The sequence below is a fragment of the Vallitalea longa genome, assembly GCF_027923465.1.
In the GTDB taxonomy this organism is placed as follows: domain Bacteria; phylum Bacillota; class Clostridia; order Lachnospirales; family Vallitaleaceae; genus Vallitalea; species Vallitalea longa.
Genome location: NZ_BRLB01000022.1, coordinates 50,742 through 73,031 on the forward strand (window position 1 = coordinate 50,742; position 22,290 = coordinate 73,031).

The window sequence follows — 22,290 nt, forward strand, 5'->3', positions numbered from 1 at the left end:
TTACTTTATTACTGTGAAATTATTAAATTCAATCTAGCCTTTATAGCGTTTAATCATTTGTTCTAACGATACGTTTTCTATCTTAGGTGCATATCCTACGGATCCAAAATTAACTATTAATGTTCCTACAACTTCTTTTACCCCACGTCTAATACAATCTGTAATTGCAGAAACATCATCGTCAGGCTCGTTACCAGTCAATACAGTATCCATAATTGGTGTTAAATATACTCTTGGATCAAATGCACTCTTGTTATTATCCATGATGGACCAAATTCCACCTATGGAATCGCTGTTTTGTTTACTTGGATTCTCTAAAAAGTATTCTCTAATGTTACGAGTCACTGCTAATCTAATATCTGTATCAACATTTATCTTTCTAATGCCAAAAGGTATTACAGACATTAATTCATCTATAGAGATACCGTAAGCATTCTGAATATCTCCACCATAGTTGTTGATTTCTTCTACAATGTATCTTGGAACAGTGGATGAACCATGAGATACTAATGCACCGAAAATGCCTTCATGCCTTAAGTTTTCCATAGAAGCTATTGCAATTTCTTTTCTAAGCTTAGCATTTTTTCCTTTTGAAGCTCCATGCATAGTTCCATAAGATATAGCAAGACAGTCGACTCCTGTTTTTCTGAAAAAGTCACATACTTTCATAGGATTAGTATATGTAGATGTTTCTGAAAACACATGGTCTTCCACACCTGCAAGTACTCCTAATTCTCCCTCTACAGAAACTCCTTTTGGATGAGCATATTTAACGACTTCTCTTGTAAGTTCCACGTTTTCATCATATGATAAATGTGAACCATCAATCATAACTGAAGTAAATCCATTATCTATAGCTGCTTTTACAGAATCAAAATCTTTTCCGTGGTCAAGATGAATAACAATAGGTATTCTGGAATGCTCACCGATCTTTCTTACAGCATCAGCTATCCTTTTTGCTCCTATTTTTTTATCTTCTAGTGTTGCATTCATGAAGTCTTTTCTTCCACCCATGAATCCATTAGCTAAATCAGCTGCTTGTAAGATGGCACCTGAACGAAACATTTCATGAACTTCAATAACTGCTTCTGCTTGTGCTACAGCATTTACATTAAACGCTCCATGAGCGAATTTATACTTATTGGAAGCTTCCAATAAAGGTCTTAAAGGTACTATTGGCATTTTATTTCCTCCTTATTATTACATATATTTTATTAAACTAATTACTTACACGTGTAAATATTTCCCTAAAATAAAAGTTATGTTTCATATTCTATCTAATTCTTAATATTGTCCAATTACTATCATCTGAAAAAAGGCTGTCCTATATAAAACAAGCTATTATGAACAGCCTACAATAATTATTTTATAAAACTTCGTCTTTCATCATTAAGTGTACGCCAGCTGTTTTGAAAGTCTTAGGTAATGCTAATATATTAGGATTATCGCCAACATATTTTCTTGCATCCTTCAATGCATCTTCAAATGTAGCACGTGTCTTCATGCCCATAGCTCTTGCATAACCCGGCTCATAAGCACCTACTGCATATACTGCCGAACAATTCTTCTCAGCAATATGTCCACAAGAAATCATAGAAAATGCATGGTATGGATGATATCCATGATTAAATCTATATTTATCAATGTATTCTTGATTGTGTGATAAGTATTCGCTGTATCTTTCTACATCAGGTAAAGTATTATTATAATCTTTTTGGAATAAATCATATACTTCTCTGTATGATGGAAATTCTTCATCATGGAAATATCCATTACAGATTGTTGAACATATAACAACACAATTATCGCTTAGAATTCTCTTATGACGAATAATATTAGCAGCAATAGCCTGCATAATTAATATTGGATTAGTTCCATGTCCATTACCATAGTGGAAATTTTGAGGCATACCAAATACTACTACATCATATTTCTTCTCAGCCCAAGGAATGAATGTACGTTTGTCAGCAACTTCCCAAGATAATGGCTGAATTGATTCTCCATATCCAGTAAATAATGCGATTTGTCTTTGATAAGTATCAAGTACCGCATCACAACAGAAGAATTTTTTACCCATTTTGTCTTCCATATATTGACTGATTTGGTCGAATTTTTGTCTCATGAGACTTGTTTTTGTTACAGGAGTGAAATCATCTCTATGCATAACTCTTGGAATATGGTGAGCACCTATACATTTCCAATGTGTAATACCTGTAGCACTGTGTTTATATCCTCCTGAATATCCTCCATAAGGATTGCCAAGTGTATGACCAATAAGAACTGCTAGGTCAGATTCATAAACATCCTTATTCATGATTACTCTATCGCCATAATCATTATATCCAAGGTCTACAAGATTATCCCAATCTTCACTATCGTGGTTAACGATTTGATGAGTATAGAAGAATTCATTAAAAACTTTTTCTCCTAAGATTCTTTTGATTTCTTCTTTAGTGTTCTTTCTATGAAGTCCGTTACTACAGATTAATTTGATGTCCTTCTTTTCCACTCCAGCTTTTAGACATTCCTCAATAATAATTGGAATAGAAACTTTTCTATGAGAATTTTCTTGAAATCCCCCTTTAACTCTATCTGGGAATATAATTGTGACTTTTGAACCTTTTTTAACTTGGTTTGAGATAGGCTCTAAGTCAATAGGGTTAAGAATAGATTGTCTTGTTACTTCTTCTAACTTGTCAGCAGGTATAATCTCTGGGTCAGCTACTGTTTCACCAGGAATAAAAACATCAGTATTATCTGGTAGATTGGCTTCCATTAATCCTTGTCCATATTCAAACTGTAATTTCATTATTGTAACCTCCATAATTTTAATTTTTTATCCTATAATAAACTCACTGTCAAATGACAATAAATAATTTTTCATTTAGTAATATTCATAGAACTCGACATTTATTAAATCTTGACTCTATTCATTATTATTACTTATATTATTAAAACTTATTAACAATATTTCTTAATGATGTTTTTTAATCCCTCAGGTTCAAATGCTACAGGCTGAACAAATTTAGTCAACGCAACTAAACCACCATTGATTGTATCAATGCTTGCAATCATCTCAGCATTTTCTTCCTTTAATCCACCACCATATACTACAGCAATATCAAAATTGAATTCTTTCTTAACATAATCCTTTATACACTTAGAAACAAAAGCTATATATTCTTTACCGGGTGGTGTTTTTCCTGGACCAATGGCCCATATAGGTTCATATCCAATAACAATCTTGTTATTCTTCATTACTTCAACTGTACCACCAAGGCATAATTCTAATTGCTCTTCAAGTACTTTTTTGATACGAGGCTTCTGCTCTTCAAAAGTTCCTTCTCCTCTTTCTTTAGCAGTCTCTCCAATACACAATAATACATTAATGTCCTGCTTAAGTGCACATACTACTTCATCATTAATCATAGAATTAACAGCTATTGACGCCTTTGTAGTATCATAATCTTTATCAAATCTCTCTATAATACCAAGTTTGTCTTTTCTTTCTTCTGAGTGTCCTATTATAGACCAACTAAGTCCCATACTTTTTACTGCTGCCGCTGGTAGATTGGTAGTAAACGCACCAAAGTTACCACCCTTTGCAACATCTCCTCTGTAAACACCTTCGCTTCCTAAGAAGATATTCTTTCTATCATTCTCTTCATAACACTTTAACTTTTCCATTGCAGGAATTAGAAGAGATTCAGGTAATAAATAAGTCACTGTAATACCCTCTAATGTCCCTAGATTGTTTCTAATACTTTCAGCTATTACCCATTCAATCCATTCCTTAGAATTCTCTCTAGGACAAATCCCACCTAGAGATACAGGAACATCAAATCTTTTAAGATTCACAAATATTTCTTTCATATTTTCCCTCTCTTTCTTTAAAATAAATTTTCATCATTATTACAATACTTTACTTTTACCAAAAACACTCACATCAAATCTTATTATCTATCTTTTTATTTCTTTCAAAATATGCATATTCAGGAATATCTTCACCAATCAAAGGCTTACAATATCTAATAAATGAATCAGTAACATCCATCCCATTCTCATGGATAAACTCTTCTGGCATAACCTTTTCATCCATCATAACCTTTTCAATAGGTATCAAGAAATATTCACATTCATAAGGATCATTATTAACTCTTTTGATACCAACCATCATACCTGTATTACCATTTAATGTTGCTCTTACAGCTTCTCTTCCTGCTTCTATAGCTTCATCCCTATCAACTGAAGATTGTAAAGTAGCACAAGCTCTTCCTACGATTCCTGGTTTTTCGCTTCTTGCTTTTATTCCTAATTTCTTAATGACCAATTCTGCAAGATAAGATCCTACATCTCCAAAATATGTTGCCCTCTCAGTTTTGAAAATAGGAGGAACGATAGGTTTTCCTTGCTCATCTTTCAATCCTTCACTAGCTACTACTACAACTCCACCTAATCTATTGTATAATTCTTCTACTTTCTCTAAGAATTCATCTTCTTTAAATGGAACTTCTGGTAATAGAATCATATGAGGTGCATCATCTTTATTTTTTCTTGCAAGAGCAGAAGCCGCTGTTATCCATCCAACATTTCTTCCCATAGCTTCTACTATTGAAACATGTATAGGCATAGCCCTTACATCTTGAGCGACTTCAGATACAGAAGTTGCAATATATTTTGCCATACTTCCGAATCCTGGACTATGATCTGTAACTGCTAAATCATTATCAATAGTTTTAGGTATCCCCATAACTTTGATATCATGCTCCTTGGCTACTTTAGCTAAGTTACCACAAGCATCCATAGTTCCATTACCGCCATTGAACAACACATATTTGATATCATGTTTTATAAGAATTTCTACCATCTTCTTATATTCTTTTTCATATAATGGTGTTCTTGATGTACCAATAGCTGTAGCAGGTGTTGTCTTCAATAATTCGATTTTTTCTTGTGGTTCTTTGTTAAAATCAACAAAATCTTCATTTAAAAATCCTGCTGTACCACCTAGTGCACCGTAAATAGCTTCTATTTTCTCATTTCCCTTTGCTTCCATAATAGCACCATATAAAGAAGCGTTGATTACTACTGTAGGTCCACCACCATGGACGATTAGCATGTTACTCATGAAATGTTTCCTCCTTTTGTACCAAACGTTTGGATATATAATAAAAATTATAAGAGCTAATTATGCTTAACTCAATCTTACGACTATTCACTTAATATAGAAGTAATAAATGATTAATTATCAATTTATAGCTCTACAACTTTCTCTTTCAATTAGTGCGAAAGGTACATTAACTCTTACAGGTAGAGTATGACCATTTTCAATCTTATCTATAAGCATCTTTACTGCAAATTTTCCTAATTCTACTTTCGGTACTTTTATAGTTGTTAACCCTGGTGTAACATATTCTGATAACTCTATATCATCAAGTCCTATTATTGATATATCTTGTGGTACTCTTATATTATTTTTATGAAGAGCTTTCATCGCTCCAATAGCTACTAAATCATTAGCACAAAAAACTGCTGTTGGTAATTTATCTTTTCCTAACCTGTTAATCATGTTTTCCATTCCAGAAAATCCATCAGCTGAAGAAAGTTCTACATCTTCTATATAAGCTTTATCAACAGGTATAGAATGTCTATTTAAAGTATCCAAATACCCTTCGTATCTATGTTCATTAACTACCTTTTCTATTTCTTTTGTCGAACCTATGAATCCGATATTTCTATGGTTCAAATTAATTAAATGTTCAACTGCACTCATTGCTCCCTTATATCCATCACATATAACTTCATCAAAACCTGCATCTACATAGTTGACTCCAGCATAAACAATGTTACTTATATTTTGTTTCAGAAAATTAAGAACATCTTTACTGAATCTTCCAAGTATAACAGCCCCATCTACAGGATTAGAGGTCAAATTATTATATAATGCCGAAAATGACATGTCGCATGATGAAAATGAATATCCTAACACGTATCCTCTTTTTGAAACTTCATCTTGGATACCTCTAGCTATCTGTGAGAAAAAAGGATCATTATATGTGTCCCTAGTTGATGTAAAAATACATCCGATTGCTCTTGTATTAGTATTCTCTATAATACTTTCATTACCCTTAATCAAATTCCTTGCATTTTGATTAGGAACATATCCAAGTTCTCTTACTATTCTCCAAACTTTATCCTGAGTCTCTTTACTAGCAGGTTTATTGGTATCATTATTAATTACTCTTGATACAGTCGATATAGAAACATTTGCTTTTTTAGCAATTTCTTTCAATGTTACGGACATAAAAAAACCCTCAATTCTTTTTGTAAAAACTAATCCAATCGTTTGGATTAATTTCATTATAGCATTTCAGTTTTTTATTGTCAATTATTTATTAAATTATATATGTAGTTATCTTATAATAATGCCTCTATATGAATTATCATGATAAAATCTATATGGAAAAATTATAAAAATTATAAATATACAATTAAAACATCATCCAAAGCCTTTATTCATAATAATGGCTCTGTTATTTGTAAAGTTATTATACTATTATATTTAATAGTTTTTTGCCTTTAAATTACTAATTATATTTAAATAGTTTTTATTATATATATATTTTAATACATGTTAAATTTATTGTTTTATTTTCCGAATAAATTTCTTGACATTTATGTATTACAAATGTATAATTATGCATGTTAGGTCCTAACAGATTATAATGTAATATTTTAATAAGAGGTGTTATATTTGAAAAAATACTCTGCATTTAAAAAGATTTTATTATTAATTATTATAATTTTACTTATTATAATGATATTTTATACATCAACAAAAAAAGAAACTAACTATGATTATATATTTAAAGGTGAAAATAGTGATTGGATAGTAGAATTATTCATAAACAGAGATACTGACAACCAAATAACTATGGTTACTAATTTCACTTATAAAAAAAATTTATCTAATCTTTTAAACAAAAAAATAATTTTATGCATAAAAACTCCTTACGATTCTACAACCTTGACTTATAATTACTCAAAGTTAAATGACATCCCGAAGAAATTCACTTCGACTTCAATAAGTAAAAATTCAGCCAATATGCTAATTAATATTAATAATTCAATTACTGCACATATTGAAATTAATGGATTACTTGAAAAATTTGAATTAAAACCATTAAAAAAATAATAAACTATCTATAAAAAGGAGCATGAAAAATGAAAAAAAATATAAGTATTTCTTTAATGATAATATTAATTTTTATCTCAGTAAATGTACCTGTTTCTGCAAATAACTCAAATAATTTACATCTAATATACAAAAGTAAAGAAATTATAGATGATGAAACTCTCATATATAAAATTAATAATAATATTAGTGATAAAAGAAATAAAATAGTTGATAAAGATTTTATAAAAATTGATGGTAATAATGACTTAAAAGTTTCTGATATAAAAGAAACTACTCAATTATTAATAACAGAAAAAAATAACAATACCATGTCAAATACCTATGTCACAAATGCATATATTAGTGTTAGAAAGAATTCAGAATCAACTAATGATGATACTAGTATATCAAAAGAAACTTGGGATGGTAGTTATTCTTTCTCTTATAAATTAACATTATATTATAAAGAAATATCCTATAATGGAAATACATATACAGATCCTATAAAAGTTGTTTCAAAAATTTTAGACCATACTGATAGTTCTGTTAGAATAACTCGAATGCATAGTAAAATAGGCTCAGGTTTAGTTGCTTTTAATACAGAACTTGAAAAAATTGGGTTAAATAATAAAGTATATGAAGGTACAAAAACTGATGATATTTGTTTACAACCAGGAACCACATTAACTGTTAACGATAAACAAAATTATTTTTTTGAAACAAGTACCACTCACCAATTTGTTGCATGTAATGTATACTTTACATGCAAAAGAGGTACCGGTCAATTTACTATAAGTAATCAAATATTATTCGGCTCGTTTCCACAATTAGAATTATAATTCAAATGTTATTATATTACATTTGCAACTTATGTTTCGGTATCATATTATTAAAAAATTTGATACCGAACATCTTTTTTATTTTCTAACTATACAGTTGTTGTACAGCATTACTTAATACCTCTAACTATATAAAATCTACTTAGGTGGTAGACACACAATTAGCTCCAATTCCTCACTACCATTATTTACCCATGTAATCTCTTTAGCTTCATAAGGTAAAAATATTTCATCCCCTTGATTCAAGCTTAATTCTTCTCCATTACATAATAATGTCCCATTACCTTTTAGAACTACTGCTACTGCAAAATTATCCTTTTTATTGAAAGATAATGTTTTTCTGACTAATATCTTTTCCATACTAAATAATTTAGTATCTTCTTCATCTATCAAACTGATAACTTTAGCATCATCAATATCTAATAGGATTTTTGGTGTAAGCTTGTATCTATCTATAATATTATCTCTACTAAGACCTTCATAGTTAAAGCATTCAAACATTCTGTCAAAACCTACTCCTTGGTGACAAGAAAAGTCATCTATCTTTCTACCATCAGGTGCACTCTTCTCTACTCTAATGGTATAATCAGTAGGTTCCTGAATCTCTATAAGGAAACATCCTGCTCCTATAGCATGTGGAACTCCACCTTCAATTAAATAGACATCCCCTTCTTTTACTGGTATTTTATGCATAGTATCTTCTAGATCTTTAATGTCTTGTAACTCAAATAATTTTTTGTAGTCTTGTTTGTTAATACCTTCTTTAAACCCTATCAGTATATAAGGTTCTTCTCCTTTAATATTTCTGCCCCCTATTATATACCAGGCTTCAGTTTTTCCGAAAGGAGAATCAAATAATTTTCTTGCCATTTCTTTATTAGGATGAACCTGTATTATCAATCTAGAAAAGGCATCTAGCGCCTTTACTAATATGGCTAGACTTGTACCATATTTCTCACAATGTTCTATTCCCAAAAAATCTTCTGGTGATGATTCAATTACTTCTTTTAACGTAATCTCTTTACCATCTATTGATAACTTACTTAATCCTTCATTATCTTTTCTTTCTTTACTTCTCACATCTACCAATGAAGCAATCCATCTTTCTCCATAATGATTATCTTCACAAATGGATTTACCTTCCCATTCATCAATTGATTTACCTCCAAGAAAAGGTCTATATACTCTGTTTTTGATTAATTTCATTGGTACTTTTGATAAATACTTATAATCCATAAATTCCTCCTTACTCAAATAGATACTCTATCTGTAATTTTCTTATCATAGATACGATTTCTTTAGTTCTTCTCTTCTGGAATTTCTTCAATAAGCTGTTAATCTGAGATTTTATTGTAACAACTTCTACATGTCTGTTTTTAGCGATTTCTGATACCTTCATGCTCATTAATAATAATTTGATTAGTTCTCGTTCTGTAGGTGTCAGTTTTGAAATTATATCAAATACGAATAATAGACTTTCTTCATTACGTTTCATCCTAGAGAATTCATTTCTTATCTTGGCTGCAATATTAGAACGAATAACTGATTTACCTTTTACAGCATTTCTGATACTCTCAAGAATCTCTTCATAGGGGGAAGATTTTACAACATAATCAACTGCTCCCGTTGCGAATGCATTGAATACCGTCTCATCATCTTCATGAATTGTAAGAAATACTATAGCGATATTAGAATGATATTGTAAAATATTCTGAGCCGCTTCTATACCGTCATGATATTTTTCCATTTCTATATCCATTAGGATAAGATCAACATCTTTATTATCTGCTATTTCTATGACTTCTCTTCCATTTGCAGCTGCACCAACTACAATCATATCATCTTCATTGTTTACAAGCTCGCAAAAATCTTCTCTCAACACCTTAATATCTTCTGCAATAGCAACTTTAACTTTATCCGACATCTTCATCATCCTTACTGATTATTTCTTCATATGTCAATATGCTCTCATCTGTAATATCAAAACTTAGGCTCACTCATTTTTTTATCTGTCTTATAGATAGGTAAAAATATAAAGAAAGTCGTTCCTACATTAACCTCACTCTCTGTCCTTATATAGCCAAATTGTGATTTAATAATCTGCTGTGCATAAGAAAGTCCGATACCCCAGTTATAATTAGTATTTTTGTTAGTATAGAATGGATCAAATATTTTATTTATTTTATTTTTCTCAATTCCAATACCATTATCAACAATCTCTATAACACACCAAGTACTTTCAAAGTGACAGTCAATAATTAACTTACCCAGTTCATTACTGTTCTTAGCTTTAATGGCATCTATACTATTTTTAATAATATTATATAATGCTTCAGTAAGATGGGCAATATCACCTAATACAATCTTATCTTCAAAATCTTTTACTAGAAAAAATACATCTTCAGGAAACTCCCCTGTCTTATTCAATGCAGATTTTATTGCTTGTCTCACTGATATGGGCTTAAGCTGCATTGTATTCGATTTGAAAGTTCTATATAACACATCCATTCTTGCCAACATTTGCTCATTCAGTTGCTCTAATGCATTAATGTTTTTCTCTATCTTCTCTATTTCAATAGATTCATTATTTATCAGATTTCTTGTACGTCTTAATAATACTCTTGTGGATAATAATTGATTTTTAATACCATGAGTAAAAATTCTAGCACCCATATGAGCTGTTTTCAATTTTCTTTCCAAAAATAAATCTGGTTTTCCTATCTGCTCTTCGATTTTTGAATAATTCCATAAGAAAACAAAACCTATTCCTATAAATAAAACTGCTACAGAAATGATGACGTACCAAGGAAGTAACGCAACTGATGATTGCAACATAGCAAAAGTTGAATACAGATATCCAAGGGTATTGGGATCCGATATCTGCATTGTACCAAAAAAGCCAAATAAATAAAATAATACATTTATACTTAACACAGCAGCAAGAATATATTTTAGTTGTTTCTTGAAATAAGGTATATTTATTTTCTTGTATTTCATATAAATAAGTATTATGCTTATAACAGTATAGATAACGATAAAAATTCTAGATATATTATTAATGAGATGATATCTATGTACAAAAAACTTCCTATATAGACTTGGATAATACCATATAGTATGTATTATAGGAAAAATTGAGACTAAAGCATACCACTTCTTATTATCTTTTATATTCTTATTGAAATATACTTTTATACCGAAACATAAATTAGAATAAATGAATATTGACCTGCCCATAACGATAAACATACTTAATTTATCCAAAGGTATAGGCGAATACATAAGATAATCCATTATATTTTTGTGAAGAAAAAGTAAAATATAAACGTCTTTAGATACTCCTCCGTTTTTAGCATAATAATACATATACCCTAATACAACAAAAAAGCATCCAATATACAATGCCAACATCCAAAAAGATAACATATTTTTTAGTTTAATAAAAAAGTAAAACATACAACCTATTAAGAGAATTAATATTATAATAATCATTTTCTTCTCCTTATTCTAGTATAGGGCTGTCATAGACAGCCCAACTAATATTGAATTATTTTAATGATTCTTCAATAATATCAGTTCTAACAAATTCTTCTACAGGAACTTTTTCTTCAATTTTACCTGTTTTTAAGAATAATTTTTCAAGACCTTCAAACCACTTTATGATATCTCCTGATTCTATCGCATCACTTATTTTACTGGATGTCATCATAATCATTTGATTAGCTTCTACCTTAGCACTATCTTTTTCAACATCTTCAACCTTTTCAAGTGCCCAATCTATCGCTTCATCAACATTATCAACTCTATAATCCATTGCTTTGTAAAGACCTTTAACAAATTTTATTACAGTATCCTTATTCTTCTCAATATATTTTGGTGTCGCTATCCAGCTTGAAGGGAAAACATAATCAGGCATAAAATCTTCATTTTTAGCCAATTCCACAACTTCATCTTCTCCTAGACTCTCTACAGCTTTTAGAGTATATGGCGCCCAGATGGCAGCTGCATCAACTTGTCCTGAAATATATGCTGAAACTGCACCCGCTATATCCATGTTTACAACTTTGACTTTTTCTCTTGGAACACCTGCTTTTTTTAGAGCTAAATCAAAAACTGTTTCTCCTGAAGTTCCAAGAGGAACTGCAACTTTTTTCCCAACTAAATCTTCAATACTTTCAATACCTGTTTCTTTCCTAGTTAATAATCTATCTGAATTACCTAATGCATCTATTGCAATTAAATCTACTTGTCCTTCTATTGCTAGAAAATGTGCACCCATTCCGATATATCCGATATCTATATCTCCTGAAACCATTGCTGCTATTTCAGGTGGACCACTTGTAAATTTTTTTAACTCTATTTCAAGACCCTGCTCTTCAAATACACCTGTTTTGATACCTGTCATGATTGCAGTAGCTCCACCCATATTAGGATGATAAGCTATTTTTAATTTCTTTAGCTTCTCTGGTTTTTCTTCTGCATCCTTAGTAACATCTTCGCCTTTATCTTTTACATTTTCATTATCTGTTATTTCAACAGCACTTTTAGAATCCGATTTTGTTTCTTCTTTTTTGCCACTACATCCAACAAATAAACTCATTACTAATACAATAGATAACAAAACTCCTAATAATTTTTTCATAAAGTAATCTCTCCTTAGAAATTTATTTTTTAGCCTCTAAATATTCTTCATATACTTGAGACCAAATTTCGTTTTTTAATTCGTTGAATCTCTTAGTCATTTTTGTTTCTTGGGTTCTTGGGTATGGAATATCAATATCGATAATATTCTTGATTCTACCAGGTCTTGCACTCATGACTACTACCCTTTGAGCTAGAATTACCGCTTCTTCAACATCATGAGTTATAAAAAAACATGTTTTCTTTTCTGTTTCCCATGTATGTAACAACTCACTTTGTAATTGAGTTCTTGTCTGAGCATCTAGTGCTCCAAAAGGTTCGTCCATCAATAATACTTCCGGATTCATAGCATATCCTCTAGCTATAGCAACTCTTTGTTTCATACCTCCTGACAATTCCTTAGGATAAGCATTCATAAAATCAGATAAACCTACCATATCAATATACTTCAGTGCCTCTTCTTCTAATTTTTCTTTTGTATATTTTTTAAGTTTCAAACCGAATTGTACATTCTGTTTAACAGTTAACCAAGGGAATAATGCATATTGTTGAAAGATAACTCCACGATCTGGACCTGGTTCTTTAACTACTTGATTATTGACTGTAACTTCTCCAGAAGATGGATGTTGTAGTCCTGCAATTATATTAAGTAAAGTGGACTTTCCACAACCACTGGGACCAACTACACAAATGAATTCATTTTCTGCAATCTCTAAATCAACACCATTAAGTGCTACTACTTCACCATTTCTTGTATTATACATTTTCTTAACATTTTTTATATCTACTTTTACATTTGTCTTGTCTCTTGCCATCCTGTTAGCTTCCTTTCTAAAAATAAAACAATTTTATCTAATGTAAACCCAATAATTCCGATAATTACTATTCCAAGTATCACAACATCCATTTTTAGATATAAACTTGCTGATTGAATCATTTCACCTAAACCAACTTGTGCTCCTGTTAGTTCTGCTGCAACAAGAGTAGTTAATGAAGCTGCAAGTCCTAATCTTACACCAACTAATATAAAAGGTGTAGATGCAGGAACTATTACTTTAAAAAATATATCCTTATCTTTAGCACCCAATACTCTGGCGGCTTTTATAAGTGTTACATCAACAGATTTTACCCCTTGATAGATTGTTACTACCATAACTAAGAATGAAGCCAGAAATATAACTACAATCTTTGCACTTTCTCCAACACCTAATGCTACGATAACCAATGGAATCAATGCTATTGGTGGAATAGTTCTAAAAAACTGTATCCAGGGTTCTACCACCCCACTGAATTTTGGATACCATCCCATTAAAAATGCTACAGGTATAGCAACCACAAGACCAATTGTAAATCCACCTAAAACTCTAAATAAACTATATCCTATATCTATAAACATAGAACCTTTTCTGACCTGATTCATAAATGCCCTGACAGTTTCAGGGGGACTAGCTAAAAATACACCTATATCAGGTATTAGCGCTAATAACTGCCATATTAATATTCCAACTATTATAGAAATAATACTTAAATATTTCTTACTTTTACTATTCATAATTTCCTCCTTACGCTTATACTAAGTTGTTATTGTAATTTACTATACAGTAATTATAATATCTAACATACTTTTATGTAAGTTTGAAATTTTTTCATACCTTTTTAACAATAATTCTTTAATCTCATGGCTATAAATATAATTTTATTATAAATATTAACAAAACCTATTTTATATCAAATAAAAAACAGTTTAATTTCAACAATACTAGAAATTAAACTGTTTTTCGTATATAATATTATTTTAGCTTAATATAACACGTAACATCTATAATTAAATATTAATCTATCAAATTGTTATTATATACTATTTTCCCTTCTACTATAGTATAAATAACATTCATATCCTTATCCATAATTACAATGTCTGCATCTTTATCAATATCTAAAGAACCTTTATTTCTATCTATCTTAAGCATCTTAGCAGGATTGATAGTTAACATTTTTATGCTTTCTTCTAAAGGTAATCTAGTAAATTCCATAATATTCTTTAATGCCTTATCCATTGTTAATGTACTACCTGCACGAGAATCTCCATGAACTAATCTAGCATCTCCATTTATAACAACTATATCGTTAACACCAAGTTTATACTTTCCATCAGGAAGCCCCGCAGCCATAACACTATCTGTTATTCCTATTACTCTATCAATTCCTTTTGTCTTAATCATTAATCTTACTATACCAGGATGTAAATGAAGTCCATCACAGATAGCCTCACAATAGACATCACTTTCCAAGGCAGCACCCAGAATTGATGGTTGATGCTGATGAAGCTGTCTCATACCATTAAAAGTATGTGTAATCCTATTGGCTCCCTCTTCTATACACATCATACAATCTTCATATGTAGCACCACTATGACCCAAAGAAACTATGATGCCTTTTGCTACAGCATATCTTATTAATTCCTGTACACCTGTATTTTCTGCTGCAACAGTAATTGTCTTAATGTTATTATTAGATCTTACTTCATATTCCATAAGCTTCTCTAAAGAACAGTCAACAATTAAATCATCAGGCATAGCCCCTTTGAATTCATGGGAAAGAAAAGGTCCTTCCATGTGTATTCCTAATATTTTAGAACCTTCCTTCTGCTCTTTTATGGTATTCCCAACCATTTCAACTATTTCACAAGTTCTCTCATGAGTATCAGTAAGTATTGTAGGTAGATATCCTGTTACTCCTTTTGTAGCAAAAAACTCTGATAGCTTATTTAACTCTTCTTTATCTGCAAGATTGGTATCTATTCCATTTCCTCCATGAGTATGAACATCAATGAATCCTGGTAGAACATACATACCTTCTGCATCGATAACCTGATTATCCATTAATCCGTCTAAATTATATCCACAGATTTTACTATCCTTGATTACTACATCTCGTAAACTGAATTCGCTATCAACTAAAACCTTTCCATTTTTTATTATCATCGGAACCGTCTCCATCTTTATTTTAATATGATTGCTTGAGATAGATTCCTTGGACTATCTAGGTCTAATCCTTTACTAATGGCACAATAATATCCTAAAAGCTGTCCAGATATTGCTACCAGTGGTGTAATTAGATCAGCATTATATCCACAATCTAACTCAATATAATAATCGGCATATTTTTTCGTTTCGTTAGTTAATTTATCTCCAATAATAAATATTTTTGCTCCATACTCTTTCATTTCCTTTATCAATGTAGCTTCTAATTCTTCACATTCTTTAGTGATATATTGAGTAATTAATGTTTTATTATCTACTAACGCCATTGGACCATGTCTGTATTCCAAACTATAATAAGCTTCTGAATTAGATATAGCCATCTCTTTGATTTTATTCATGGATTCATTCGCTATACCATACAAACTACCCTGTCCAAGTGTTATGTATAGATTCAAATCTTTATTATCATCAATAATCTGTTCACATGTATCATTAATACCATCAATGACTTTACTATAGTTTTCTGGCATTTCTTTTAATTTATTCAACATCTCTTTTTCTCCTGCTACAGTAAACGCAAGAATGAGATTTATAAATATCATACTTGTAAAAGATTTAGTCATAACAATACTGTGCTCTCCTGCTTTTGGTGAAAGAATATAGTAATCATTATACTCTTTACTATTCTCATCACAAGTTACAGCTAGAGTCTTAACATTGTCCTTGGATCTGACTTTATTTATTGCCATTTTAACTTCTGTGGTATCACTTCTTCTTGTAATTGGTATCACAAGACATCTATCACCTTTTATATAAGTTTCTGGTGATAAATACAATTCTGAGCAAGGTACAGCTTTAGCTGTTATATTATTATATTTTGAGAAAACAGATGCTGATGTTTGTGCTAAATACAACGAAGTTCCACATCCAGTAAATATGACTTCATCTGGATTTACCTCACTGAAAACTTTATTAATCGTTTCTGTAATCTCATCCAATGTTTCAATTACCCCTGAAAATGCGTCACCTTGTTCAAATATTTCTTTTATTGTGTATTTTCCTAATTTCTTTTCCATTTCTTTACCTCCGTCACTATTATAAAAATTTAATTCATTTCATATTATTTTTAACCTTTAACAGAACCAGCTGTTAATCCTTGTATCATATATTTTTGTAAAAATATAAACAAAATAAGTAATGGTATACTTGCCATAACAGAAACCGTCATGACATTGCCCCAGTCATAAGATAATTCACCTAAATATCTCATTGATATACCATTTGATAGAGTCCTTATCTTATCATCCGTTATAAGTGTTAGACAATATAGATAATCATCCCATGCTATAAGAAATGTATATAACCCTATTGCCAGAATACCTGGACTACAAAGAGGCAGAATGACTTTAATCAAAGTTGATAATCTTCCACACCCATCTATGTATGCAGCTTCTTCTAGCGCTCTAGGTATATCATCAAAAAATCCTTTCATCAACCACATACAAAAAGGAACATTAGCAGCAGTTAATGTAAGTATTACAGCAGCTCTCGTATTAAGCAATCCAACATTTTTGAATGTTGAATATAAAGCTGTAATGATACCTACTACCGGGAAAATGGAAACTGATAAAAAAGCCATTAAGAGTATCTGACTTCCTCTAAATTTAAATCTTGAAAATGAATATCCCGCTAAGATAGATATAATTATTGTTAAAAATGTTGTTAGAAAAGCAGTTATGAAGTTATTCATATAATAAGTCATGAACAACTTGTCCTTAAATATATTTATATAATTACTTAAAGTTGGCTTATGAGGTAACCACTCCGGCGGTATCTTATATATCGCAATATTATCTTTAAAAGAAGTTACGAACATCCATAATATGGGACCAACCAAAAATACCAATAATATTATTAATATTATGTAAGACCTTTTTTTGGGTTTACTATTCATATTTCCACTCCTTAATCTCTAGCTGTTTTAAATACTTTGTTATAAACTATAGAGAAAACTATTAATATTACTAACCATATTGTTGAAACAGCAGCACCCTTACCAAAATTCAAATTAACGAAGGAATTCTTATAAGTCATTATTGCTAATGTAGTTGTCTTATTAACCGGTCCTCCTCCTGTCATTATCCAGAAGAGAGGAAATTGTTTGAAGTTAGTGATTATTGATATTAATAGTGTTGATTTAATTACATTACTTAACATAGGTAGAGTTACTTTAAAAAAACATTGCCTAGAATTAGCTCCATCTATAGTAGCTGCTTCATAGAGATCATTTGGAATTCCTTGCATTCCTGCTAATAACATGATAGTTATAAAAGGAATCTGTCTCCACACTGATGCAGTTACTACACTATAGAGAGCAAATTTCATACTTGCCACCCAATTTATGGGATCTGCAATTATATTGAGTTTCATTAGAATATAATTCAGTACACCATATTGAGGCTGGAATATCCACATCCATAATAAACCTGTTACAATCGTAGGTATAATCCAAGGTAGAAGGACAACACTTCTCAACACTGCTCTACCTTTAACATCTTTATTTAATATATTAGATAATATTAAACCTATAATAAATATTAAAATTACGGTAACTGTCATAAATTTAAAAGTTGTTCCTATAGCAGAAAAAATTTCGCCTTCTTGAAATAACTCTTTATAATTAAGGAAATCATTCCAGTAATAATCTGCATTTGCTTTTAATTTATAATTAAAGAAACTCATAATCACTGATTTGGCTATAGGAAAAAAAGTTGTAAATCCCACTATTATCAACGCTGGTAACAAGAGCAAAACTGCAAATATACGATCATGTTTTTCTCTTCCCATTTTTTTATAAAGCTTAGGAGCATATTTATGTTTAGCTATACTAGCTTCTTTCATATGAATTAGTCACTTCCTTTGCTAGAATTTGTAACCATAGACCTTTATGATTTTTTCCATAATACATTAAACACAATATAATCTGTTTAGCTTAAATCAAGCTCACATCAATAAAACATTCAAGTAATATTCATTTATTATCTTTAGCTAAACAGATTAATAATTAAACATGATATGGAAAATTTGTATAACTAGTCCGTGAATCAATTATTTTAGAACTTGTTTCAATTTATCATCTAATTTCTTGATTACTTCTTCTGGAGTTTCGTTACCGATTGTTACTCTTTGTGCTGCTGAAGTAATCTCTAATAATGCATTCTCCATGTCAGGATGTTGTTTATATAACGCTATTACTTGTGACATACTATCCCTAACTGGTTCAACAAAATCATCATTAAGATTAAGTCCCTCATTAACTGATTTTCTAGCTACTATAAAAGGTAATGTTGTATTATAATACTCTTCCAATACCTCCTTGGAAGTTAAATATTTAATAAATTCTGCTGCTTCTTTTTTATGTTTTGAATCTTTCATTATATGTAATTCATGTGCTGCCAATAAACTTGCACCATCAGTAGCATCTGTTGATGGAATCATTCCTAGAGCAAGACTGTCTTTTATTTCTGGATTAATTCCTATGACTCCACTTGTTCCCCATACTTGGTCGAAATACATTCCTAATCTGCCGATAGCCATTAAGTTTCTAAGGTCTTTTAACTTAGCAGCTTCTGGATTAAGTCCTTGTTCCTGTAATTCTTTATAGAATTTTAGAGCTTTCAAGTTTTCATTTGTATTGATTTCTACTTCGCCTTTATCATTATAGACATTTCCACCAAAACTTAGCATTGTACTTAATACATTTTCCCCACTTACTGGTACAGATGCTGTTGAAGAACCTAATCCAAATACCTTATTACCTTCTTTATCCTTCAATTCAGATAACTTCTCAGCATATTCTATCATTTCATCATAAGTCTTTGGTGGTGAATTAGGATCAAGACCAGCTTGTTCAAAGAGATCCTTATTATAAACTAGAAGGAATGTACTACATATCCAAGGTGCTGCATACAGCTTGCCATCACTTGACATTGTTTCCCTTACACCTTCATATATGTCGTTGACATAATCTTCTCCAAGTAAATCATCAAGAGGCTCAATGAATCCAGAGTTCAAATAAGAACTAAAAGCTGAAGATTCACCATGTACTACATCAGGAGCATCTCCTGAATTAGCTTTAATTAGAACTTGTTGCTTAAGATCTCCATAAGGGTAACTAACGAATTCTATTTTTACATTCGTTTTCTCCTCAAAATCTTTCGCTACTTTTGTATAGAATTTTTCTGTTGCTTTTTCTAAAAGTCCATAAGTCGCAAATTGAATTGTTACTTGTTCATTAGAATCAGAATCTCCCCCATTGCTATTTTCTTCAACTTTCTTATCATCTTTATTACCACATGCTGCCAAACAAAACACCATAACAAAAATCAAAATACCCATAGTCATTGTTTTAAAAAACTTTTTAGACATATTAACACTCCTTTAAGTTTATTTAATTTATAATGAAAGACATATTAACTTTTCAAATATGCCAGTTCACTTCGAAAAACAATAAAGCTATATTTTATACTTCTAGAATTTATGTATAATTCTATATACACTCGAATGTATATACCCCAAAAAAATATATAACTTCAGCCTATTATAGATTTAGTTGTTTTACCAATAATTAAATCCGTATTAATATCAATATCTTTTACAGCTTTTCCTTCTATTTTATCGATTAGTACTTCTAGGGCTGCACTACTTATTTTTTTCCTTGGAATTTCAACAGTTGTTAATCTTGGAACCATATACTTAGCTATAGATGTATCATTATATCCAATTATAGATACATCATCAGGTACTTGTAGATTCAAAGATTTTACTGCACTCATTACAACATAAGCATGCATGTCATCATTAGCTAAAATAGCTGTAGGTCTATTTTTCGAACTAAATAACTCATGACATTTTTCATAAACATCTTTATATCCATTAGCTTGGATAATATAACTCTGGTTAATCTCTATATTATATTTATCATGGATTTCAGTATATGCTTTTACTCGAAAGTCATTGTAATCTATAGTTTTTTGTTCTTTAATACTAGAATCTACAAAAGCAATATTTCTGTGCCCTAACTCAATTAGATGCTCCATGGCTTTTATGGTTCCTCCATATATATCTATATTGACATATGTAATATCTTTGGAAACATTCTCATGTATTCTATTACCAAATAATATTGTAGGTATACCGATATTAGAAAATCTATTGATCAAATCTCCTTCTAATATATCTGTACTTATTATGGCCCCATCAAATTGTCTGCTAATTAATGTATTGATATATTGTTCATCACTTCTTGTATTACAGAATGATATGATATAACCTTTTTCATTAGCTATGTCTTCCATATCCATAACAATCTTAGCAAAGTGCTCATTACTTATATCATCACAGATAAAAGCTATATGATAACTTTTTTTACATTTTAATCCTAATGCAACAGTATTAGGATGATAACCTAGTTCTTCTATAGCTTTCAAAACTCTTTCTCTTTTTTCATTACTTACATATCTATTATTATTAGTAACATACGAAACAATTGTTGGTGTCACTCCTGCTCGTTCTGCTACATCTTTTCTTGTAACTCTTTTACTGGTCATTCAATCTCCCCATTTACTAATACATCAACATGTTATAAATCTTATAAATAAAAGTTATATTTTTGTATATATTTTTATATTTTATTTATATATATTTTTATGTTTCATATTATATCACAAAAAACATTATTTGTACACACGAATGTATATATTTTTTTAACATTATCATATTATGCTTTTGATCATAGTTTTATCTTATATATAAGTACAAAAAATGTTATAATCTTTAACATGAAATAATTTAATCTAGACATTAATTTATTAATGACAGAAGAAAGATAGGGTTAATGATTTATGAAACATAATATAATTATAGCAGAATCGGGTCTTTGACAGTTGTATAAAGAAAAAATCTATGAAAGCCTTGATTTAGGCTAATTTTTTTGTCAAATTTTACATTTTACTATATCGCACTTTATCGCACTGTGTTATAATATAATGTATAGGAGGTGTATTACTATGAGATTAAAAGTATCTAAATCCAAAAATGCCGCTTCTTTTTACGTAATTAAATCCGTTTATAACCCCAAAACACAATCTAACACTTCAAAGATTGTTGAAAAACTCGGAACTGAAGCTGAACTTAGAAAAAAACTAGAAGGTCGAGACCCTTATGAATGGGCCAATGAATATATCGCTGAACTCAACCAAAAAGAAAAGGTGAACAAACGCAAAGTCATTGTTGAATGTTCTCAATTCAAGCTCATTGGCAAAGATACGCAACACGCTTTCAACGGTGGTTACCTGTTCCTTCAACAACTTTATCACCAACTGGGGCTTCACAAGATTTCTAAAGACATCACTTCCAGACGTAAATTCACCTTTGACCTGAATGCTATTCTTTCACGTTTAGTTTATGGGAGAATACTCTTCCCCTCTTCTAAACTTAATACCTTTGAAGAATCAAAGCGTCTATTGGAGCAACCTACTTTTGATTTACAGCACATTTATCGTGCCTTAGGGATTATCGCTGACGAATCGGATTTTATTCAGGCAGAGTTATATAAAAATAGTCTCTCCATTTCTAAAAGAAATGACCA

The 22,290-nt window shown here is 30.4% G+C and carries 19 protein-coding genes and 1 pseudogene; 3 read left to right on the plus strand and 17 right to left on the minus strand.

Going from position 1 to position 22,290, the window contains the following annotated elements:
- Positions 1 to 33: 33 nt before the first annotated feature.
- The 5 genes from QMG30_RS22025 to QMG30_RS22045 form a co-directional block, all read right to left on the minus strand.
- Positions 34 to 1,182: a class II fructose-bisphosphate aldolase gene (locus QMG30_RS22025; protein ID WP_281819199.1), complete on the minus strand. Its 1,149-nt coding sequence runs from the start codon at positions 1,180 to 1,182 to the stop codon at positions 34 to 36.
- Between the two features lie 184 nt (positions 1,183 to 1,366).
- Positions 1,367 to 2,809: a lactate racemase domain-containing protein gene (locus QMG30_RS22030; RefSeq protein ID WP_281819201.1), complete on the minus strand. Its 1,443-nt coding sequence runs from the start codon at positions 2,807 to 2,809 to the stop codon at positions 1,367 to 1,369.
- Between the two features lie 152 nt (positions 2,810 to 2,961).
- Positions 2,962 to 3,873 (minus strand): triose-phosphate isomerase, encoded by a 912-nt coding sequence (locus tag QMG30_RS22035; protein WP_281819202.1) that lies wholly within the window; start codon positions 3,871 to 3,873, stop codon positions 2,962 to 2,964.
- A 73-nt stretch (positions 3,874 to 3,946) separates the two neighbouring features.
- A complete protein-coding gene (locus QMG30_RS22040; protein WP_281819204.1) occupies positions 3,947 to 5,128 on the minus strand; it encodes a 6-phosphofructokinase in 1,182 nt (393 codons plus the stop codon).
- A 120-nt stretch (positions 5,129 to 5,248) separates the two neighbouring features.
- Entirely contained in the window at positions 5,249 to 6,304 is a 1,056-nt protein-coding gene (locus tag QMG30_RS22045) for a LacI family DNA-binding transcriptional regulator (RefSeq protein WP_281819205.1), read from the minus strand.
- A gap of 450 nt (positions 6,305 to 6,754) precedes the next feature.
- Between QMG30_RS22045 and QMG30_RS22050 the strand changes: the two genes are divergently transcribed.
- Both QMG30_RS22050 and QMG30_RS22055 read left to right on the plus strand, forming a co-directional pair.
- The gene (locus tag QMG30_RS22050) at positions 6,755 to 7,195 is read left to right on the plus strand and encodes a hypothetical protein (protein WP_281819206.1); all 441 of its coding nucleotides are present in this window, start codon (positions 6,755 to 6,757) and stop codon (positions 7,193 to 7,195) included.
- A 29-nt stretch (positions 7,196 to 7,224) separates the two neighbouring features.
- On the plus strand, positions 7,225 to 8,016 hold the full coding sequence (locus tag QMG30_RS22055) for a hypothetical protein (protein ID WP_281819207.1): 792 nt from the start codon (positions 7,225 to 7,227) through the stop codon (positions 8,014 to 8,016).
- A 138-nt stretch (positions 8,017 to 8,154) separates the two neighbouring features.
- Here the strand turns inward: QMG30_RS22055 and QMG30_RS22060 are convergent, their stop codons facing one another.
- The 12 genes from QMG30_RS22060 to QMG30_RS22115 all read right to left on the minus strand — a co-directional run bounded on the left by QMG30_RS22060 (position 8,155) and on the right by QMG30_RS22115 (position 21,250).
- A complete protein-coding gene (locus tag QMG30_RS22060; RefSeq protein WP_281819208.1) occupies positions 8,155 to 9,252 on the minus strand; it encodes a type I phosphomannose isomerase catalytic subunit in 1,098 nt (365 codons plus the stop codon).
- A gap of 10 nt (positions 9,253 to 9,262) precedes the next feature.
- Positions 9,263 to 9,940, minus strand: coding sequence for a response regulator transcription factor (locus QMG30_RS22065; protein ID WP_281819209.1), 678 nt, complete (start codon positions 9,938 to 9,940; stop codon positions 9,263 to 9,265).
- 56 nt (positions 9,941 to 9,996) lie between these two features.
- The gene (locus QMG30_RS22070; RefSeq protein ID WP_281819210.1) at positions 9,997 to 11,508 is read right to left on the minus strand and encodes a sensor histidine kinase; all 1,512 of its coding nucleotides are present in this window, start codon (positions 11,506 to 11,508) and stop codon (positions 9,997 to 9,999) included.
- Between the two features lie 55 nt (positions 11,509 to 11,563).
- Complete coding sequence (locus QMG30_RS22075; protein ID WP_281819211.1) at positions 11,564 to 12,658, minus strand: aliphatic sulfonate ABC transporter substrate-binding protein; 1,095 nt, start codon at positions 12,656 to 12,658, stop codon at positions 11,564 to 11,566.
- Positions 12,659 to 12,680: 22 nt separating this feature from the next.
- Positions 12,681 to 13,472 (minus strand): ABC transporter ATP-binding protein, encoded by a 792-nt coding sequence (locus tag QMG30_RS22080; protein WP_281819212.1) that lies wholly within the window; start codon positions 13,470 to 13,472, stop codon positions 12,681 to 12,683.
- Positions 13,448 to 14,209, minus strand: a complete 762-nt coding sequence (locus QMG30_RS22085) for an ABC transporter permease (RefSeq protein WP_281819213.1) — start codon at positions 14,207 to 14,209, stop codon at positions 13,448 to 13,450. The genes QMG30_RS22080 and QMG30_RS22085 overlap by 25 nt, the downstream gene beginning before the upstream one ends.
- 280 nt (positions 14,210 to 14,489) lie before the next feature.
- Entirely contained in the window at positions 14,490 to 15,641 is a 1,152-nt protein-coding gene (gene nagA, locus QMG30_RS22090) for an N-acetylglucosamine-6-phosphate deacetylase (protein ID WP_281819215.1), read from the minus strand.
- A gap of 17 nt (positions 15,642 to 15,658) precedes the next feature.
- Positions 15,659 to 16,717: an SIS domain-containing protein gene (locus tag QMG30_RS22095; protein WP_281819216.1), complete on the minus strand. Its 1,059-nt coding sequence runs from the start codon at positions 16,715 to 16,717 to the stop codon at positions 15,659 to 15,661.
- A gap of 50 nt (positions 16,718 to 16,767) precedes the next feature.
- Entirely contained in the window at positions 16,768 to 17,595 is an 828-nt protein-coding gene (locus QMG30_RS22100; protein ID WP_281819217.1) for a carbohydrate ABC transporter permease, read from the minus strand.
- A gap of 11 nt (positions 17,596 to 17,606) precedes the next feature.
- The gene (locus QMG30_RS22105) at positions 17,607 to 18,542 is read right to left on the minus strand and encodes a carbohydrate ABC transporter permease (RefSeq protein WP_281819218.1); all 936 of its coding nucleotides are present in this window, start codon (positions 18,540 to 18,542) and stop codon (positions 17,607 to 17,609) included.
- Between the two features lie 207 nt (positions 18,543 to 18,749).
- The gene (locus QMG30_RS22110; RefSeq protein ID WP_281819219.1) at positions 18,750 to 20,069 is read right to left on the minus strand and encodes an ABC transporter substrate-binding protein; all 1,320 of its coding nucleotides are present in this window, start codon (positions 20,067 to 20,069) and stop codon (positions 18,750 to 18,752) included.
- A 164-nt stretch (positions 20,070 to 20,233) separates the two neighbouring features.
- Positions 20,234 to 21,250 carry a LacI family DNA-binding transcriptional regulator gene (locus QMG30_RS22115; protein ID WP_281819220.1) on the minus strand — a complete coding sequence of 339 codons (1,017 nt, stop codon included), beginning with the start codon at positions 21,248 to 21,250 and terminating at the stop codon, positions 20,234 to 20,236.
- A gap of 459 nt (positions 21,251 to 21,709) precedes the next feature.
- Between QMG30_RS22115 and QMG30_RS22120 the strand changes: the two are divergent.
- A pseudogene (locus QMG30_RS22120) lies at positions 21,710 to 22,290 on the plus strand (IS1634 family transposase); the annotation flags it as partial.

Bases quoted from the DNA above. Each gene is read 5' to 3' on its own strand.
- QMG30_RS22025 (WP_281819199.1), bottom strand. From the start codon at position 1,182: ATGCCAATAGTACCTTTAAGACCTTTATTGGAAGCTTCCAATAAGTAT.
- QMG30_RS22030 (WP_281819201.1), bottom strand. From the start codon at position 2,809: ATGAAATTACAGTTTGAATATGGACAAGGATTAATGGAAGCCAATCTA.
- QMG30_RS22035 (WP_281819202.1), bottom strand. From the start codon at position 3,873: ATGAAAGAAATATTTGTGAATCTTAAAAGATTTGATGTTCCTGTATCT.
- QMG30_RS22040 (WP_281819204.1), bottom strand. From the start codon at position 5,128: ATGAGTAACATGCTAATCGTCCATGGTGGTGGACCTACAGTAGTAATC.
- QMG30_RS22045 (WP_281819205.1), bottom strand. From the start codon at position 6,304: ATGTCCGTAACATTGAAAGAAATTGCTAAAAAAGCAAATGTTTCTATA.
- QMG30_RS22055 (WP_281819207.1), top strand. From the start codon at position 7,225: ATGAAAAAAAATATAAGTATTTCTTTAATGATAATATTAATTTTTATC.
- QMG30_RS22060 (WP_281819208.1), bottom strand. From the start codon at position 9,252: ATGGATTATAAGTATTTATCAAAAGTACCAATGAAATTAATCAAAAAC.
- QMG30_RS22065 (WP_281819209.1), bottom strand. From the start codon at position 9,940: ATGTCGGATAAAGTTAAAGTTGCTATTGCAGAAGATATTAAGGTGTTG.
- QMG30_RS22070 (WP_281819210.1), bottom strand. From the start codon at position 11,508: ATGATTATTATAATATTAATTCTCTTAATAGGTTGTATGTTTTACTTT.
- QMG30_RS22075 (WP_281819211.1), bottom strand. From the start codon at position 12,658: ATGAAAAAATTATTAGGAGTTTTGTTATCTATTGTATTAGTAATGAGT.
- QMG30_RS22080 (WP_281819212.1), bottom strand. From the start codon at position 13,472: ATGGCAAGAGACAAGACAAATGTAAAAGTAGATATAAAAAATGTTAAG.
- QMG30_RS22085 (WP_281819213.1), bottom strand. From the start codon at position 14,209: ATGAATAGTAAAAGTAAGAAATATTTAAGTATTATTTCTATAATAGTT.
- nagA (WP_281819215.1), bottom strand. From the start codon at position 15,641: ATGATAATAAAAAATGGAAAGGTTTTAGTTGATAGCGAATTCAGTTTA.
- QMG30_RS22095 (WP_281819216.1), bottom strand. From the start codon at position 16,717: ATGGAAAAGAAATTAGGAAAATACACAATAAAAGAAATATTTGAACAA.
- QMG30_RS22100 (WP_281819217.1), bottom strand. From the start codon at position 17,595: ATGAATAGTAAACCCAAAAAAAGGTCTTACATAATATTAATAATATTA.
- QMG30_RS22105 (WP_281819218.1), bottom strand. From the start codon at position 18,542: ATGAAAGAAGCTAGTATAGCTAAACATAAATATGCTCCTAAGCTTTAT.
- QMG30_RS22110 (WP_281819219.1), bottom strand. From the start codon at position 20,069: ATGTCTAAAAAGTTTTTTAAAACAATGACTATGGGTATTTTGATTTTT.
- QMG30_RS22115 (WP_281819220.1), bottom strand. From the start codon at position 21,250: ATGACCAGTAAAAGAGTTACAAGAAAAGATGTAGCAGAACGAGCAGGA.